Annotated in this window: 15 protein-coding genes; 10 read left to right on the top strand and 5 right to left on the bottom strand. The window is 46.6% G+C overall.

All coding sequences use genetic code 11. The annotated features are described in order from the left end of the window. Positions 1–57 precede the first annotated feature (57 nt). The 3 genes from J3998_RS07625 to J3998_RS07615 all read right to left on the bottom strand — a co-directional run bounded on the left by J3998_RS07625 (position 58) and on the right by J3998_RS07615 (position 4,869). Positions 58–2,322, bottom strand: coding sequence for a nitric oxide reductase activation protein NorD (locus J3998_RS07625; protein WP_208149500.1), 2,265 nt, complete (start codon positions 2,320–2,322; stop codon positions 58–60). Between the two features lie 177 nt (positions 2,323–2,499). After that, on the bottom strand, positions 2,500–3,300 hold the full coding sequence (locus J3998_RS07620) for a CbbQ/NirQ/NorQ/GpvN family protein (protein WP_208149498.1): 801 nt from the start codon (positions 3,298–3,300) through the stop codon (positions 2,500–2,502). A gap of 168 nt (positions 3,301–3,468) precedes the next feature. Beyond that, positions 3,469–4,869 (bottom strand): ribulose-bisphosphate carboxylase, encoded by a 1,401-nt coding sequence (locus J3998_RS07615; protein ID WP_208149487.1) that lies wholly within the window; start codon positions 4,867–4,869, stop codon positions 3,469–3,471. Positions 4,870–5,063: 194 nt separating this feature from the next. Here J3998_RS07615 and J3998_RS07610 point away from each other — a divergent pair, with 194 nt between their 5' ends. Further along, positions 5,064–5,957 (top strand): LysR family transcriptional regulator, encoded by an 894-nt coding sequence (locus J3998_RS07610; RefSeq protein ID WP_341829255.1) that lies wholly within the window; start codon positions 5,064–5,066, stop codon positions 5,955–5,957. A 52-nt stretch (positions 5,958–6,009) separates the two neighbouring features. Here the strand turns inward: J3998_RS07610 and rlmD are convergent, their stop codons facing one another. Together rlmD and queE are read right to left on the bottom strand one after the other, a co-directional pair. Beyond that, entirely contained in the window at positions 6,010–7,257 is a 1,248-nt protein-coding gene (rlmD, locus tag J3998_RS07605; protein WP_208149483.1) for a 23S rRNA (uracil(1939)-C(5))-methyltransferase RlmD, read from the bottom strand. Positions 7,258–7,295: 38 nt separating this feature from the next. Then, entirely contained in the window at positions 7,296–7,940 is a 645-nt protein-coding gene (queE, locus tag J3998_RS07600; protein WP_208149481.1) for a 7-carboxy-7-deazaguanine synthase, read from the bottom strand. A gap of 142 nt (positions 7,941–8,082) precedes the next feature. On the opposite strand from queE, the gene leuC reads away from it, so the two are divergent. From leuC to trpB, 9 genes are all read left to right on the top strand, one after another. Further along, positions 8,083–9,498, top strand: a complete 1,416-nt coding sequence (leuC, locus tag J3998_RS07595) for a 3-isopropylmalate dehydratase large subunit (protein WP_208149479.1) — start codon at positions 8,083–8,085, stop codon at positions 9,496–9,498. Positions 9,499–9,513: 15 nt separating this feature from the next. Then, entirely contained in the window at positions 9,514–10,149 is a 636-nt protein-coding gene (leuD, locus tag J3998_RS07590) for a 3-isopropylmalate dehydratase small subunit (RefSeq protein ID WP_208149477.1), read from the top strand. Positions 10,150–10,303: 154 nt separating this feature from the next. After that, positions 10,304–11,377: a 3-isopropylmalate dehydrogenase gene (leuB, locus tag J3998_RS07585; RefSeq protein ID WP_208149475.1), complete on the top strand. Its 1,074-nt coding sequence runs from the start codon at positions 10,304–10,306 to the stop codon at positions 11,375–11,377. 26 nt (positions 11,378–11,403) lie between these two features. Beyond that, on the top strand, positions 11,404–12,414 hold the full coding sequence (locus J3998_RS13495; RefSeq protein WP_208149473.1) for a peptidoglycan DD-metalloendopeptidase family protein: 1,011 nt from the start codon (positions 11,404–11,406) through the stop codon (positions 12,412–12,414). Continuing rightward, positions 12,342–12,773, top strand: coding sequence for a bactofilin family protein (locus tag J3998_RS13240; protein ID WP_341829257.1), 432 nt, complete (start codon positions 12,342–12,344; stop codon positions 12,771–12,773). Before J3998_RS13495 ends, J3998_RS13240 begins: the two co-directional genes overlap by 73 nt. A 76-nt stretch (positions 12,774–12,849) precedes the next feature. Then, the gene (locus tag J3998_RS07570) at positions 12,850–13,872 is read left to right on the top strand and encodes an aspartate-semialdehyde dehydrogenase (RefSeq protein ID WP_208149471.1); all 1,023 of its coding nucleotides are present in this window, start codon (positions 12,850–12,852) and stop codon (positions 13,870–13,872) included. A 69-nt stretch (positions 13,873–13,941) separates the two neighbouring features. Next, positions 13,942–14,736, top strand: coding sequence for a tRNA pseudouridine(38-40) synthase TruA (truA, locus tag J3998_RS07565; RefSeq protein ID WP_208149462.1), 795 nt, complete (start codon positions 13,942–13,944; stop codon positions 14,734–14,736). 51 nt (positions 14,737–14,787) lie between these two features. Beyond that, on the top strand, positions 14,788–15,408 hold the full coding sequence (locus J3998_RS07560) for a phosphoribosylanthranilate isomerase (protein ID WP_208149460.1): 621 nt from the start codon (positions 14,788–14,790) through the stop codon (positions 15,406–15,408). Beyond that, on the top strand, positions 15,408–16,628 hold the full coding sequence (gene trpB, locus J3998_RS07555) for a tryptophan synthase subunit beta (RefSeq protein ID WP_208149457.1): 1,221 nt from the start codon (positions 15,408–15,410) through the stop codon (positions 16,626–16,628). Before J3998_RS07560 ends, trpB begins: the two co-directional genes overlap by 1 nt. Positions 16,629–16,652 lie beyond the last annotated feature (24 nt).

Here is a 16,652-nt window from a genome sequence, read left to right as displayed (position 1 = left end):
GCCTCGCATTGGGACGGTCTGAACAAGCCGTTGCCAACCTGTTCGAGCTGTCCCGAATTAATTAGTCAGTTTCATAAACACTTGCGGTAACTGTTCCGGCAGTTTTTCCACATGGTCAATAACGGTGTAGTGGTTATCGAAAATGGTTTCCACATACTCATCCGCATTCGGGTCAAGGGTAATGCAGTAAGAGTAAATCCCTTTACTCTTCAGTTCTTCGACCGCTTTATGCGTGTCTTGAATCAGCATTTGCGGGTCTTTGCTATCGATATCCGCCGGTTCGCCGTCGGTCAAAATCAACATCAGCTTTTTCTCGGCTTGCTGGCCTTCTAAGTAGTGTGCGGCGTGTCGCATGGCTGCACCCATTCGAGTCGAATAGGACGCTTCCATCGCCGCGATACGCGCTTTCACTTCGTCGGTATAGCGTTCTGAATAGCCTTTGATATGCTGGTAACGCACTTCGTGGCGAGTATCGGAACTGAATCCGGCAATCGCGAATTTGTCGCCTAATTGGTCGACCGTCCAAGCGGTAATCGCCAGTGCTTCTTCAGAAAGCTCCAACAAAGTTTGTCCGGTCTCGCGGTTACGTTCATTTAACGATTGCGAAGTATCAACCAATAGCATCACTGCGATATTGCGGCTATCGGTGGTGTGGCTGTAGTTGATACGCGGGTCAGGGGCTTGGCCGCTCTTAAAGTCGATGACCGAACGCAAGGCGATGTCCAAATCCAACTCTTCGCCTTCTTCTTGGAAACGAATGCGTTTTTTATTTTGCGGCTTGAGCATTTCAATCATCTTTTTCAGACGTTTTGCTAAGTCGTCATGTTTCGCCATTAAGCGGTCGATTTTGCCAGCATCAGCACTCGGGTGCAGACGTTCATAAACCGTGGCCCAGTCCGGACGATAGCTGTCCGATAGATAATCCCACTCATGATAATGACGAGGCGGTAAGCCGCCGTCGTTATCAACCAGCATTTCTTCGTTTTCATACTCGTTCGGCATCAGTTCATCCGGCTCGTCGTACTCTTCGTAGTGGAACCAGAAATAACGGTTATCGTCACGATAAGAGACTTCGGTATCGTCAAAGAAGACGCTTGGCTGACTGTCTGAAGACTGCTTGCGGGTTTTAACGTAGAAGCTACTGCCCAAGGTAGCCATGTCGGCGGTGCTGGCGTTTTCGCCTTTTTCCTGCATGATTTCGTGGAAACGGGCACGGAATTCTTCCAGCAATTCATTTTCTGGATCGAAGTTTTCATCCATTAAGGTTCGCGATAAACGAGTTGCGCGATAACGTAGGCAGGATTGTTTGCTGTCATCACAAGCGCCTTTTTCCGGGTAGGGATGTAACGCTAGGAAAAGGTTTTTCAGCCCCGGGTATTTCTGGATTGCTAAATATTCAACGCGGCAGTCTTCAAAAGTCGAGATGAATAGCTGCATGTGCGGAGCATAGTTATCGGCCATCAGTTTGCTCGACCACGTTTTATGCGCCATCATATGCGCCAACATGGCTCGGTAGCGATCCAAGCCGCTTACGCCGTTTTCGGAATCATAAACATCCGGCACAGCGATTAGACGCTCATCCAGATAAGGCACCGGTTTGCGCAGTTGATCGAATGCGGTCGAGAAGGTCTGCATCGGCAAATCACATTCCCACATACACTCTTTGAGCATGTCTAAATGACGTTCGACATCTTTGAAAGTGGTGCCGCGACGTTCGCGAGTGATAATGCTTTTGGCATCATGTGACTCAAGTGCGAAGTAGGCTATCTGTTCATCCGGTGCATTGAGGTAATTGCGTGCTCCGTAATCGATAAAGTTACGGATGCCGTTCAGACACAGCTTAGAAATCAACTGCGGCATGGAGTTTAGCAGCGGCACCATCCCCGGACTTTCATGAATCGAGTGGTGACCATGGATGACCGTTTGGGTTTTGTCGATGTACTCTTCAAGAATATCGAAATAGTGTTGAAGCTCTTCAATTGTGTCGATGCGACGACAGATACTGCTTAAAGAGTTCAAGAAAGGAATCAGGGCTTTTTTGTTCGGGCTACGCGCTAGGGTGTAGGAATAATCGGCGACCATTTTCATGGTGCCGCGTCCGATATGACGCGCGATTTCCGGCATGATTTCCAAGTAAATTAATACCGGTTCAACCCCCATACCAATCTTACACAGGAAGTTCGCGCCATCCATATAGGCTTTAACGCCTTCCGGCGATAGAGTGTTATGCGCATCTTCAATACACGCCGGAAACACCTCTTTGGCCTGTGCAAAACCACAGGTAAACTTCTGCTGATAGTCGGCTAATAATTCTTCGTTCATTCTTAAACGCTCATTCGTTTAACTTCAAAAATTTTCTATTCTTAAAAATAGAAATCATTAAGTTTAGATGGGTAGATTTGGGATGTTGTGTTAAGCCGATTGAGGGAGTGTATATTTTCATACACGACCGAAATCAATAACACACAGCGCCCAAGGATGCCCGAATAAAATAATGATTTAGGCGAAGATCATTTTGATTGCGTTGTCTAATGTCTCGCGAATATCTGCATCGTCTGTGATTGGACGAACCAGCGCCATCTTACAAGCTTCAACCGGTGCAATCCCTTTGTTGATAAGCGTTGCCGCGTATACCATTAGACGAGTTGAGATACCTTCATCCAGGCCGTGACCTTTTAGGTTACGTGCGGTTTCACCAATTTGTACCAGTTTCTTCGCTGTTGCTTCGTCAACGTTTCCTTCTTTTTGTAGGATGTGTGCTTCGGTTGCTGCATCGGCGTAATCAAAATCCAGAGCACAGAAACGTTGCTTAGTCGATTGTTTAAGGTCTTTCATTAGCGATTGATAGCCCGGGTTGTATGAGATAACCAGTTGGAAATCAGGGTGTGCTTTGATTAATTCGCCTTTTTTGTCTAATGACAGTTCACGACGGTGATCGGTTAGGGCGTGGATAATAACCATGGTATCTTGACGTGCTTCGACAATTTCATCCAGATAACAGATGGCACCGTAACGAGCCGCCATGGTTAGCGGGCCGTCAACCCAACGGGTGCCGTTAGCGTCTAGCAAGTAGCGACCAACAAGGTCTGAAGCGGTGATGTCTTCGTTACAGGAAACGGTAATAATAGGTTTACCGAGTTTCCACGCCATGTGCTCAACAAAACGTGATTTACCACAACCGGTAGGCCCTTTAACCATTACCGGTAGACGAGCATCGTAAGCCGCTTGGTAAAGTTCAACTTCGTTAGACTGTGCGTCGTAAAAAGGTTCGTTGTCGATTTTGTATTGTGAAATATCCATGCATGTATCCCTAAAATTATTCTGTCTTGCTTTGCAAAAAGTAAATTGCATATAGGTTCTGGTTTTTACAAAAACCTAGATGGCATCTACTTGTAATTGGTAAATTAAGAAAAAAACCCTGCCAAAAGGCAGGGTAAAAGAGCATCTTAATGGCTTAAGAACACGATTTTATTTGTGTACGCCAAGCTTCTCACGCCAATCTGGGAAGATTTTGTCTGCATCGTGAGGGAAAGACTCGAACGCGCGCGCGAATTCTTTGTGGTCTTTCGCGTATTCGATTGGGTCGATACCAGACTTCCAGCAGTCATAAGCTTGACCTAGAGAGATACCACCGTCAGCTGGGCTGTCGATGTGACCGAATGAACCACCACCACACGTGTTGATTACGTTACCGTGACCTAGGTTCTCGAAGAAACCAGGTAGACGTAGCGCGTTCATACCACCAGAGATGATTGGCGTAGTCGGCTTCATGCCGTACCATTTTTGGTAGAAGTAAGGCCCTTGACACTCATCACGCTCAAGCATGTAAGCAAGAACGGTTTCACCAGCGTGACCTTCCATTTTTCCGTAACCCATCGTTCCGGTGTGGATACCCGAAGCACCCATTAGACGAGCAAGCTTCATGTAACAAACTGGATCCATACCCATAGGCGACTTATAAGAAGTCAAAGCACCGTGACCAGCGCGGTGGAAGTGTAGGTAAGTGTCAGGGAAGTTACGACGACAAGTGGTTACACCCGCTGGACCGGTTACGAAACCGTCAACAAGGAATGCAACGTGTTTTTCGTTACCGTATTTAGCGAATTGCTCAAGAACGTATTCACCACGACGAACCATTTCACCGTGGAAGTCAGCGGTTACGTTCGCAGAGAACAGTTTCGCTTGACCGGTTTCTTGTTGAGCGCGATCCATGGTTTCTGCAACGAGAGGAATAACGGTTTCCATTGGGCAGAAGTCTTGGTTAGCTTGTGGTTCATCATTCTTGATGAAATCACCACCTAGCCAGAAGTCATAACATGCTTTCGCGAATGGCTCTGGACGTAGACCTAGTTTAGGTTTGATGATCGTACCAGCGATGTAACCGCCGTCAACTTCTGGACGACCTAGTACGCGCCATAGGTCAGAGATGTCCGTAGCTGGACCGTCGAAACGTTTAACCATTTTCTCTGGAACGTAGAAGTCAAGCATACGTAGACCAACGTGGTCACCCATACCTTGGTTGTTACCTAGGATTAGAGACCACATGTGAGAAACGTTGTAGTGACCGTCCAGTAGGTTAGGATCGAATAGCGCGACTGGGTATGCGATCTTCATTAGACCACCGTCTTCACCGAAAGCCGCTTCGTCGATTTCATAAACCAGTGCGTCAACACCGCGAGTGAAATCATCGGTGGTCGAAACTTCAACGTTAGTACCGGTTGAAGATTCTGCTGCAACGTGCGCAGCAACTTCTAGGAAGCCGTAACCTTCAGCAGGTTTTAGACGGTAGGCAACGAGTAGGTGGTTATCATCAGATACTAGCGTATCTTCTTGTAGAGCTAAGTCAGCGTAACGATTCGACTGATCCATTCTGTAGTCCTTTGGTTATTGGGGAAGGGCGAAAACGTAATTGCTCTTCCTTACTAAAATAAAGAGATGCCTCTTTAAAGGTTTCTATCTTTTTCAGACAGGCTGAAAATTTGATGGGCACTAGTTTATTTTTTGCAAGATTATAAGTAAAATTTTATTTATCGATAGTTTTGATAACTAAAAGGTTATGTTTAGTGCGAATTTCATTGCGTCAATTGAAGGTGTTTCGAATGGTGGCAAGCTGTTTGAATTACACTCGAGCCTCTGAAAAACTGTTTATGAGTCAGCCGGCGGTTTCTAAGCAAGTTAAGTTGTTAGAGGAAGAGGTCGGTGTGAGTTTGTTTGAAAAGGTTGGCAAGAAAATCTTTTTAACGGATGCCGGTGTGGATATGCAGAACTATGCCGAGTCCATTTTGGGGTTGGTTGCTGAAGCGAAAAATCATTTTGCTGAAATGAAAGGGGGCCACAAGGGACGCTTAAAAGTCGCAGTCGCTTCGACTGCCAGCAGTTTTGCGATTGAGATGTTAGGGAATTTTCGGAATTTGTATCCCGAAGTCGATTTTGATATTGAGGTTGCCAATCGGCAGGCTCTACTGTCCAAGGTCGATAAGAATTTGGTGGACTTGGTGATTATGGGGCAGCCACCGGAAAAAAGTCACTACAGTATTGAACCTTTTATGAAAAACCCATTGGTCTTTATTGCGCAACCGAAGCATCCATTAGTTGGAAAAACGGTCTCGGTAAAGGAATTAATAAAAGAGCCGTTTGTTGCCCGAGAAGAAAGTTCTGGTACCCGTCAAGCAATGGAAAGTTTTTTCAGGGGGCAGGAAGATAATTTACAAATTGGGATGTTATTCAACTCGAATGATTCGATTAAGAGCGCGGTTAACTCCGGCTTCGGTTTGTCATTGGTGTCAATACACACCATTCAGGTTGAGTTGGAGCATGCCAGTTTGGCGGTTTTGCAAGTTGAAGGCACGCCGATTGAACGTTACTGGTATCTTGTTCACCTGCAAGAGAAAAGGCTTTCGCCGGTTGCGGAAGCCTTTCGTAAATTTATTCTCGATGAAACCGCTTTAAGTATATAAAGACCTAAGGAAGCGCAGAATAAGTCCCCATTTGGACTTGTTCTGCGCTTCCCTAAAATTTAAAAACGCGCTTTTTGCTTTCCAAGCGTTTGTTGCGCTGTTTTTTCGGTTTTTTACCTTTTTCCAGCATGACCATCACTTCAAGGTGGGTGGTGTGCGGGAACATATCCATGGCACAGGCTTTGCGGAGTTGGTAGCCCTGTTCTTGTAAAAGCTTAATATCTCGAATCAAGGTCGCTGCATTGCAAGAGACATAGACGATTTTCTCTGCCTGTAATTGCCCAAGTTGGCTGCAAAGCTTTGCAGCCCCCAAACGACCTGGATCAAGTAGGATTCGGTCATAGTTTTGACCTCGAAACCATTCTTGATGAGAGACGTCTTTAAACAGGTCAGCTTTTGCAAATTGACCGTTCTCTAGCCCATTGTCAGCTGCATTATCCTGCGCTGCTTGCACCAGTTCATCCAAACCTTCAATGCCGATGGCTTGTTGACTGTATTGCGCTAATGGCAGGGTGAAGTTGCCGACACCGCAAAAAAAGTCGATGACTTTATGTTCGGATTGAATGTCGAGCCAGTTAATCGCTTGGTCGAGCATTTTCTGGTTTATTTCCGCATTAACTTGGATAAAACCGTCTTGGGGAAATTGTAACCTTAGCGCTTGCTTACCTTGAATTTGGTAGGACGGCTGTTTGGCATTTTCTTTAAGCCCAAAAATACCGTTATCTGCCGCAACAATGGTTAACTCTTGAGTTTTACGCGAAGCGGTTTCTAGCAATTGTGGACGCACTTGTTGAATGGCTTGGTTCAGTTCATCGGTCAAAACCGGACAGTGTTCGATATCGACCAAGCGATTGTCTTGTGAGCGACGAAAACCGAAACGTGCTTGTTTGTCTTTTTTATCAACTTCTAACGCCAAACGCGCTCGACGACGATAGGCGCGGTCAGTCGATATTAAGGTGTCGAAAAATTCACAGATTTCTGTGTTAACTTTTTGTTTTAACTCGGTAAAAAAGTTTTCTGCTTTCCAGTAGCGCTGTGCGCTGACGGACAGGTGTTGCAACTGACAGCCGCCGCATTCATTGTATTTGTCACAGAAAGGATCAACGCGCTCTGCCGAAGGTTGCTCGATTTTCAGTAAGCGCGCTTCCAAGAAATTACGTTCGTCATTGCTGATTTTGGCGGTGACGATATCGCCCGGTACTGCGTTGGCGACAAAGCAGGTTTTGCCATCAATGTGGGTAATACCACGACCATCATGCGACAGACCGGTGACTTCTAAGCTTTCAATGATTTCTTTCATATTCGTTATCTTTTTTTGCAGCTTGCGAAAGTGGAGTTTTAGTCGATTCCTAAGAATTTATGTGTCTGTAGACTTAAATTCCATTTCGGGTGTTTTAGGCAATATTCCAATGCCATCTGTGTATGCTTCTGGTTTAGATTAGTATTGGTGTCGGCCATCGGTTGCAGATAGAAGTGCTTATAGTCCAATTCTTCAACTTGTTTCGGCATTAGCGTTGGTTGTGGGTAAACCAGTTTTAACTCGTCACCTTGCGTCAGCACGATTTCAGTATTGGCTTTTGGGCTGACGCAAATCCAATCCAGTCCGGCCGGTGCTGGTTTAGTGCCATTGGTTTCCACCGCGATTTCAAAATGGGCAGCGTGCATGGCCGTGGTTAAGGTCTCGTCAACCTGCATGAGCGGCTCGCCGCCAGTCAAAATGACAAACGGATGCACGTCACTTTTTTCCGGCCAGAATTGCAGTAGATGCTGCACCAAATCCTCGGCAGTTTTAAAGCGGCCACCGTTTTGTCCATCGGTGCCGATAAAGTCGGTATCACAAAACTGACAAATCGCTTTTTCGCGATCTTCTTCGCGACCGGTCCAGAGATTGCAGTTGCTGAAACGGCAGAAGATCGCCGGACGACCGGCATGGAATCCTTCACCTTGTAACGAGTAGAAGACTTCTTTTATCGAATAACTCATTGACTAAACCTAAATTTTTTTGCCGCATTTTACCTTTTTCTCATTGATTCAACGGGATTTTCTTGTCAGGGTCGGGGGCTAACGGCTATAATTTTCTGCTATTTTTGAAATTCTAAACATTGGATAACAGGTAACGAGAGCTATGGCTGGAAAAACGTTATATGACAAATTGTGGGACGACCATGTGGTTCGTCAGGAAGAAGATGGTACGGCGCTTATTTATATTGACCGTCAACTGCTGCATGAAGTGACTTCTCCACAGGCGTTTGAAGGGCTGCGTATTGCAGGCCGTAAACCATGGCGTATCGAAGCCAACTTGGCAACTTGTGATCATAATGTTCCGACCACGGAATTGAAAGGTGGTGCAGAAACCATTGAAGATCCGATTTCGCGTATTCAGGTGGTAACGCTTGGCATGAACACCAAAGAGTTCGGTATCACTGAATTCGGTATGGGTGACCCACGCCAAGGTATCGTGCACGTGGTTGGACCGGAAGAAGGCAAAACGTTGCCGGGTAGCACGCTGGTTTGCGGTGACTCGCACACGGCGACGCACGGTGCGTTAGGTGCATTGGCGCACGGTATCGGTACTTCGGAAGTTGAGCACGTTCTAGCAACGCAGTGCCTTATCCAGAAGAAAATGAAAAACATGTTGGTGAAAGTTGACGGTCAGCTTAAGCCGGGTGTTACTCCGAAAGACGTAATTTTGGCGATTATCGGTAAGATTGGTACTGCCGGTGGTACCGGTTACGCGATTGAGTTCGGTGGTCAAGTTTTCCGCGATATGTCGATTGAAGGGCGTATGACGGTTTGTAATATGGCTATCGAAGGCGGTGCGCGTGTTGGTCTGGTCGCAGTTGACGATAAGACGGTTGAATACGTTAAAGGTCGTCCGTTTGCGCCAACCGGTGCAAATTGGGATATGGCGGTTGAAGCGTGGCAAGATTTGCATTCTGACGACGACGCGGAATTTGACTGCGTTGTTGAAATGAACGGTGCAGATATCGAACCTCAGGTTTCTTGGGGAACGTCTCCAGAGATGGTGTTAGGTGTCGATGGTGTGATTCCTGATCCTGAAAAAGAAGCGGACCCGGTTAAGGCCACTTCGATCCGTAATGCGCTGAAATACATGGGGCTTGCAGCCGGTACCGCGATTAAAGATATTCCAGCGGAATACATCTTTATCGGTTCTTGCACTAACTCGCGTATCGAAGACTTGCGTGCGGCAGCGGAAGTATTAAAAGGTCGCAAGATTTCTGACAAGGTTGAGTTGGCAATCGCGGTTCCGGGTTCCGGTCTGGTTAAAGAGCAGGCGGAAGCGGAAGGGTTGGATAAAATCTTTATCGAAGCCGGTTTTGAATGGCGTAACCCAGGGTGTTCAATGTGTTTGGCAATGAATGCTGACCGTCTTCCAAGCGGTAAGCACTGTGCATCGACTTCAAACCGTAACTTTGAAGGTCGTCAAGGTGCCGGTGGTCGTACGCACTTGGTGAGCCCGGAAATGGCGGCTGCGGCTGCGGTTGAAGGTCACTTTGTTGACGTGCGTGACATGCTTTAAGATTGGAGAGATTAGATGGAAAAGTTTACAACCTTTAGTGCAATTGTCGCGCCGCTAGACCGAGCGAATGTCGATACCGACGCGATTATTCCGAAGCAGTTTTTGAAATCAATCAAACGCACCGGCTTTGGACCGAATCTGTTTGACGAATGGCGTTATGAAGATGTAGGTCAGCCGGACTCGGATAACTCTCAACGTCCATTGCGTAAAGATTTTGTTTTGAACCAAGCGCGTTATCAGGGGGCGAAAATCCTGCTGGCACGTGAAAACTTCGGTTGTGGTTCATCTCGTGAGCATGCGCCATGGGCATTGAAAGATTTCGGGTTTGATGTGATTATCTCGCCAAGCTTTGCGGATATCTTCTTCAATAACTCATTCAAAAACGGCATTCTGCCAATTATTTTGGATGAGAAAACCGTTGATGATCTATTTAATGAAACCTTTGAAACGGAAGGTTACGAGCTGAAAATTAATTTGGCTGAGCAGAAAATCGTTAAGCCGAATGGCGACGAAATTGCGTTTGATGTCGATAGCTTCCGTAAGCACTGCCTACTGAACGGTTTGGATGATATCGGCCTGACGCTTGAACATGCGGCAGAAATTGAAGCCTTTGAAGCAAACCGAAAAGCGACTAAGCCTTGGCTGTATTAACGAGGGTGTTTCATGCGAGGTCGATGCTTGGATGAAGAAGGTTGAAATTTATCTTCTCAAGCATGACTCGTATCAAACGCACTAAGTAGCGAACAGAATTCTAAAAGAGGGTATTAACCCTCTTAAAAAACTTTAAAAATTTAAGAGAAATAAAATGACAAAGAACGTATTGATTCTTCCTGGTGACGGTATCGGTCCTGAGATTACTGCTGAAGCAGTAAAAGTATTGAATAAGTTGGTTGAGACTGACGGTTTGGATATTGCAATGGAAGAAGATTTGGTTGGTGGTGCAGCCTATGATGTTCACGGTGTGCCTTTGGCAGACGAGACAATGCAGAAAGCGCATGATGCTGATGCAGTTCTACTGGGTGCTGTAGGTGGTTACAAGTGGGAATCGCTAGATATTTCGGTGCGTCCTGAGAAAGGTCTGCTACGTCTTCGTAAAGAGATGGAGCTTTTCGCTAACCTTCGTCCTGCAATGCTATTCCCGCAATTGGCTTCAGCATCTACGCTTAAGCCGGAAATCGTTGCTGGTCTAGATATTCTTATCGTGCGTGAATTGACAGGCGGTATCTACTTCGGTCAGCCACGTGGTATCCGTACTTTGGAAAACGGTGAGCGCCAAGGTTATAACACTTACGTTTACTCTGAATCTGAAGTAAAACGTATCGCGCACGTGGCTTTCCAAGCGGCAATGAAACGTGGTAAAAAACTGACTTCGGTTGATAAGGCCAATGTTCTTGAAGTAACGGAAATGTGGCGTGAAATTATTGATGAAATCGCTCCTGAATATCCGGAAGTTGAAGTGAATCACATGTATGTTGATAACGCAGCGATGCAGTTGGTGTTAAATCCTAAGCAGTTCGACGTTATGGTAACCGGTAATATGTTCGGTGATATTTTGTCGGATGAAGCGTCAATGCTGACCGGTTCTATCGGGATGTTGGCTTCTGCGTCGCTGGATAAAAATAACAAAGGGATGTACGAGCCTTCGCACGGTTCTGCACCGGATATCGCCGGTCAAAACAAAGCCAACCCGTTAGCGACAATTATGTCTGCTGCGATGATGCTGCGTTATACGCTAGGTCGTGAAGACTTGGCGGTTAAGATTGAAGACGCGATTTCTAAAGTACTTGACCAAGGTCTGCGTACTGGCGACATCATGGAAGACGGTATGACTCAGGTAACCTGTTCTGAAATGGGTGATGCAGTCGTCGCTGCGCTGTAACCTTTACCTGAATCATTCCGGTTTAAATGCGCAACCGTTTTACCATTACTATTAGTGACGTGCATGGTGCACGTCATTATTCGTTTTCCCAGCTAGCCAAACGTTTTTTTGGTTGGTTGCTGGTGGTAATGTTTTTTGCTTGGGTAATTGGCGCGGCTACCGTTTGGTGGTTTTCAAATAAAGTCGATCGAGTTCAAGAGCAGCATAAGTTTGCGGTACAGGCCTATTCCGATAGATTGGCAAAAACTCAGCAAGACTATGAACAGATGCTGTCTGAGAAGGTTGAGCTGGAAGCCAGTTTGCAGGAAAAGAGCCAGCAGTTAGATACATTGGACTCAACCTTACAGAACATCGAAGAGGCAATGTTAACCAAGCAAGAGTTGCAAGGCATTGATGATGTTCCGTTAGCTGAACGCTTACAGCATTTACAAATGAGTTCGCTGGAGCGCAGTCTGATGTTGAATGCGGTGCCAAACGGACCGGCGGTCAAGAATTTTAAAGGCTTGACCAGTTTGTATGGATTTAGGAAGCATCCGGTAACTGGGGTCAGAAAAAAACACAACGGTATTGATTATCGCAGTAAACGTGGTGATGAAGTGATTACCACTGCAGATGGCATTGTCTCTTTTTCTGCTTACAATAAGCAGTCCGGTTTCGGTAACTTGATTACTGTGACGCACGCTAACGGTTTTAAAACCCGTTATGGGCACTTAAGTAAGCGCTCAGTTAAGGTCGGCGATTTTGTTTATAAGGGTGATAAGATCGGCGAGGTCGGCAATACCGGTCGCTCATCTGGCGCGCATTTACATTATGAGGTGTTGTTTCTATCGCATCGCCTCGATCCAAAGCCGTTCCATGAATGGACGCAAGCAAACTACAATGCGATTTTTAAAGAGGTTAAGCTGGTACCATGGGGTTCTTTAGTTCAAGTAGTAAACCTTCAGGCAAAGAGGGTGGAAAGACAATTATTGCCTCAGGATGTAGCATTCAAGGCGAATTCACCGAGCTCAAAGGTGAGCTTCACAACGACGGATTAATCGAAGGGGTTATTGATACCAAATTCGATATATCTATTGGCAGTGAGGGTGTTGTTAAAGGCTTGATAAAAGCTCGTTCTGTGGTGATCAGTGGTTTGGTCGAGGGTCACGTGGCGTGCGATAAAATCGAAATTTTGCCGGACGGCAAGCTTATCGGCGACTTGATTTGCCGCGAGTTTGTGGTCGAGCCGGGCGGTAAGTTTATCGGCCAGCGCCATGAGTTGGCAGAAGGTGGCCGAGTATTGTCGATGCCGGATTTGATTGATTCGAACGAACATAAACGTTTATTGGATTTTGCTGGTTTGCAAGAGCAGGCAGCAGACGAAGAAGATTACTTGGTGGTAGAACACCGTAAATAAAGATGTAAACTCATATTGGCGGTGTAGCAGTGGAGTGCTGTTGTGCCGCTTTTTAAGTTATTAAGGATTACTAAAAATGACTAAACTTTACGATGTTGCTGTTGTCGGTGCGACAGGTGCCGTAGGTGAAACGATTCTAAAAGTTTTAGAAGAGCGTAACTTCCCGGTTGGAAATTTGTATCCGCTGGCTTCTGCACGTTCTGCCGGTAAGAAAATCGAATTCAACGGCAAATGGGTTGAAGTTCAGGATTTGGAAAAATTTGATTTCTCGAAAGCGCAAATCGGTCTATTCTCGCCGGGCGCAAGCATCTCTGCCGTCTACGCACCGAAAGCTGCTGAAGCCGGTTGTATCGTGGTGGATAATACGTCTCAGTTCCGTTATGACGATGATATTCCGCTAGTGGTGCCGGAAGTAAACCCAGAAGCGGTTGCCGGTTACAAAACACGTGGCATTATTGCTAACCCGAACTGCTCGACGATTCAGATGTTGGTGGCGCTTAAGCCGATTTACGATGCAGTGGGTATCAAACGTATCAATGTGGCGACTTACCAAGCGGTTTCCGGTTCGGGTAAAGAAGCGATTGAAGAGTTGGCGACACAAACCGCCAACCTGCTGAATATGAAGCCGGTTGAATCTAAAGTTTATCCTAAGCAGATCGCTTTTAACTGTATTCCGCAAATTGACGTGTTTATGGAAAATGGCTACACCAAAGAAGAGATGAAAATGGTGTGGGAAACTAAGAAAATTATGGGTGACGACGCCATCTTGGTAAACCCGACTGCGGTACGTGTACCGGTATTCTTTGGTCATTCGGAGGCGGTTCATATCGAAACCGATAAGAAAATCACCGCTGCGGAAGCAAGAGCGCTTTTCGAAAAAGCGGAAGGTGTTGTGTTAATGGATGAGCACGTTGATGGCGGTTACCCGACAGCAGTAACTGATGCAGCGGAAACTAATCCGGTGTACGTTGGCCGTATTCGTGAAGACATCTCTTGCGATAACGGTTTAAACCTTTGGGTTGTCGCTGATAACGTTCGTAAAGGTGCCGCAACCAATACCGTACAAATCGCTGAAGTGCTAATTAAAGACTATATCTAAACGGTCTTTTTGGGCGGTTGCAGTTTTTTAACTGAAGCTGCTCAAGATCTTTCGTTTACTGTTTGTTATATGAGAATAGCCTTAGGCATTGAATACCTAGGTGGCGCTTATTGTGGTTATCAACGCCAAAAGCATTGCCAGTCGGTTCAAGAGTATTTAGAAAAAGCATTAAGCTCTATCGCCAATGAGACGATAGAGCTTTTCTGTGCTGGGCGTACCGATACCGGTGTGCACGCTATCGGTCAGGTGGTGCATTTTAATACTAATGCTGTTCGTCCGGAAAAGGCGTGGATTCAAGGTGCGAATACTCATTTGCCAGCCGATATTCGTATTGCATGGATGCAAGAGGTGCCCGGCGGTGATGATGGTTTTCATGCGCGTTTTTCAGCGGTGGCACGTCAATATCGTTATGTCATCTATAATCGCAAAGTGCATTCTGCTGTGTTGGCGGGGCGCGTGACTCATGAACCTTATCCGTTGAATGCTGAGCTGATGAATCAAGCCGCGCAAGCCTTAATTGGTGAGCAGGATTTTTCGTCTTTCCGCGCGGCAGCTTGTCAGGCCAGTCATGCAATGCGCAATGTGCAGAGTGTGCAGGTTGGTCGAGTAGGTGATTTCGTATTGATTGATATTCAGGCGAATGCGTTTTTACATCATATGGTGCGCAATATTGTTGGTTCACTGATACAGGTTGGTAAACAGCAGCAACCGGTCGAGTGGATTGCGGATTTATTGGCATTGCAAGACCGAACTAAAGCTGCGCCGACCGCACCGGCTGAAGGACTTTATTTCGTTAATGCCATCTATCCTGACGTGTGGCAAATTCCGCAAACCCGTCTTGATGAAGTGTTGTGGCATTTTTAAGTGACCAAACACTGAATCTCCCCATTTGATTAGCCAACTTAGGTAACAGTTATGCGAACTCGTGTTAAAATCTGCGGCTTAACCCGAACTGAAGACGCACAGGCAGTGGTCAATGCCGGAGCGGATGCTATCGGTCTTGTGTTTTATGAACCGAGCCCGCGTTATGTCGACATTAATAAGGCACAAGAAATTGCAGCAGGCATACCGGCATTTGTTACCGTCACTGCGCTGTTTGTTAATCCAACCGTAGACTATGTGCAGCAAGTTTTAAGTAACGTGCGCATCGATTTATTGCAGTTTCACGGTGCGGAAAGCGGCGAATTTTGTCGTCAGTTCGGGCGTAATTACATAAAAGCGGTGCCGATGAAAGCGGACACCGATATCGACAAGATTGCCGACGAGTTTTACGATTGCAGTGGTTTACTGCTAGATACCTATAAGAAGGGCGTGCCGGGTGGTACCGGTGAGACCTTTAACTGGGAGTTGGTTCCACAAGAGTGCCGTAAGCCGATTATCCTAGCTGGTGGTTTGACGCCACAGAATGCGGCGCAAGCGATTGCCGAAACCTCGCCTTGGGCACTGGATGTCAGTGGCGGCGTGGAAGCCGGAAAAGGAATAAAATCCGCCGAAAAAATTACGCAATTTATGCAAGAAGTGATGAGAAAAGTTTAATGACTACCGAAAATTCGACAATCGATTTTGCCCAGTTTCCAGATGCCGAAGGCCACTTCGGTCCGTACGGCGGTATCTTTGCGCCGGAAACCCTGATGGCGGCGCTGGAACAGCTTAATGACGAATATGAAAGCGTAAAAAACGATCCAAAGTTTTTGGATGAGCTGGCGGCAGATCTGAAGGATTATGTTGGCCGTCCAACCCCGCTTTATTACGCCGAACGATGGTCTCATGAATTAGGTGGCGCGAAGATTTATCTAAAACGCGAAGACTTAAATCATACCGGCGCGCACAAGGTAAATAACACTATTGGTCAGGCGCTGTTGGCAAAACGTCTTGGTAAAAAACGGATTATCGCCGAGACCGGTGCCGGTCAACACGGTGTGGCGTCGGCGACGGTTGCGGCGCGTCTTGGTCTGGAATGTGTGGTTTATATGGGGGCCGATGATGTCGTTCGTCAAGCGCCGAACGTAGCGCGCATGCGTATGCTGGGTGCGACCGTTGTAGCAGTTGAGTCCGGCTCTCGTACTTTGAAAGATGCCTTAAACGAGGCGATGCGTGACTGGGTCACCAATGTTGATGATACTTTCTATATTATCGGCACCGTAGCAGGGCCACATCCATATCCGGCAATGGTTCGTGATTTCCAAGCGGTTATCGGTGAAGAAGCGCGTGCGCAGTGTCTGGAAAAAGAAGGTAAATTACCGGATGCACTGGTTGCCTGTGTTGGCGGTGGTTCGAATGCGATTGGTCTGTTTCATAAATTCCTAGCGGACGATTCGGTCAAGATCTATGGTGTTGAACCGGCAGGTCACGGTCTGGAAACGGGTCAGCACGCGGCTCCTTTGTGTAAAGGTACGCCGGGTGTTCTTCACGGTAACCGTACTTACCTGATGCAAGATGAAAACGGTCAGATTCTAGGAACGCACTCGATTTCAGCCGGTCTGGATTATCCTGGAGTCGGGCCTGAGCATGCATGGTTGAAAGACATTGGTCGAGTAAATTATGTGGCGATTGACGATGAAGAAGCCATGCAAGGTTTCCGTGATTTGACTCGCTTTGAAGGGATTATCCCGGCACTGGAATCTTCGCATGCCATCGCTTACGCGACCAAGTTGGCACCGACTATGAGCAAAGATCAGGTGATTATTGTGAACCTGTCTGGGCGTGGTGATAAGGATATGAATACTGTTTGCCAAATCGAAGGCATAGAATTTTAAAAAGGTTTTAAAGCTATTGCGGGC

The sequence above is a fragment of the Thiomicrorhabdus marina genome (assembly GCF_017571465.1).
Lineage (GTDB): Bacteria > Pseudomonadota > Gammaproteobacteria > Thiomicrospirales > Thiomicrospiraceae > Thiomicrorhabdus > Thiomicrorhabdus marina.
This window is presented reverse-complemented; position numbering and strand designations above follow the sequence as displayed.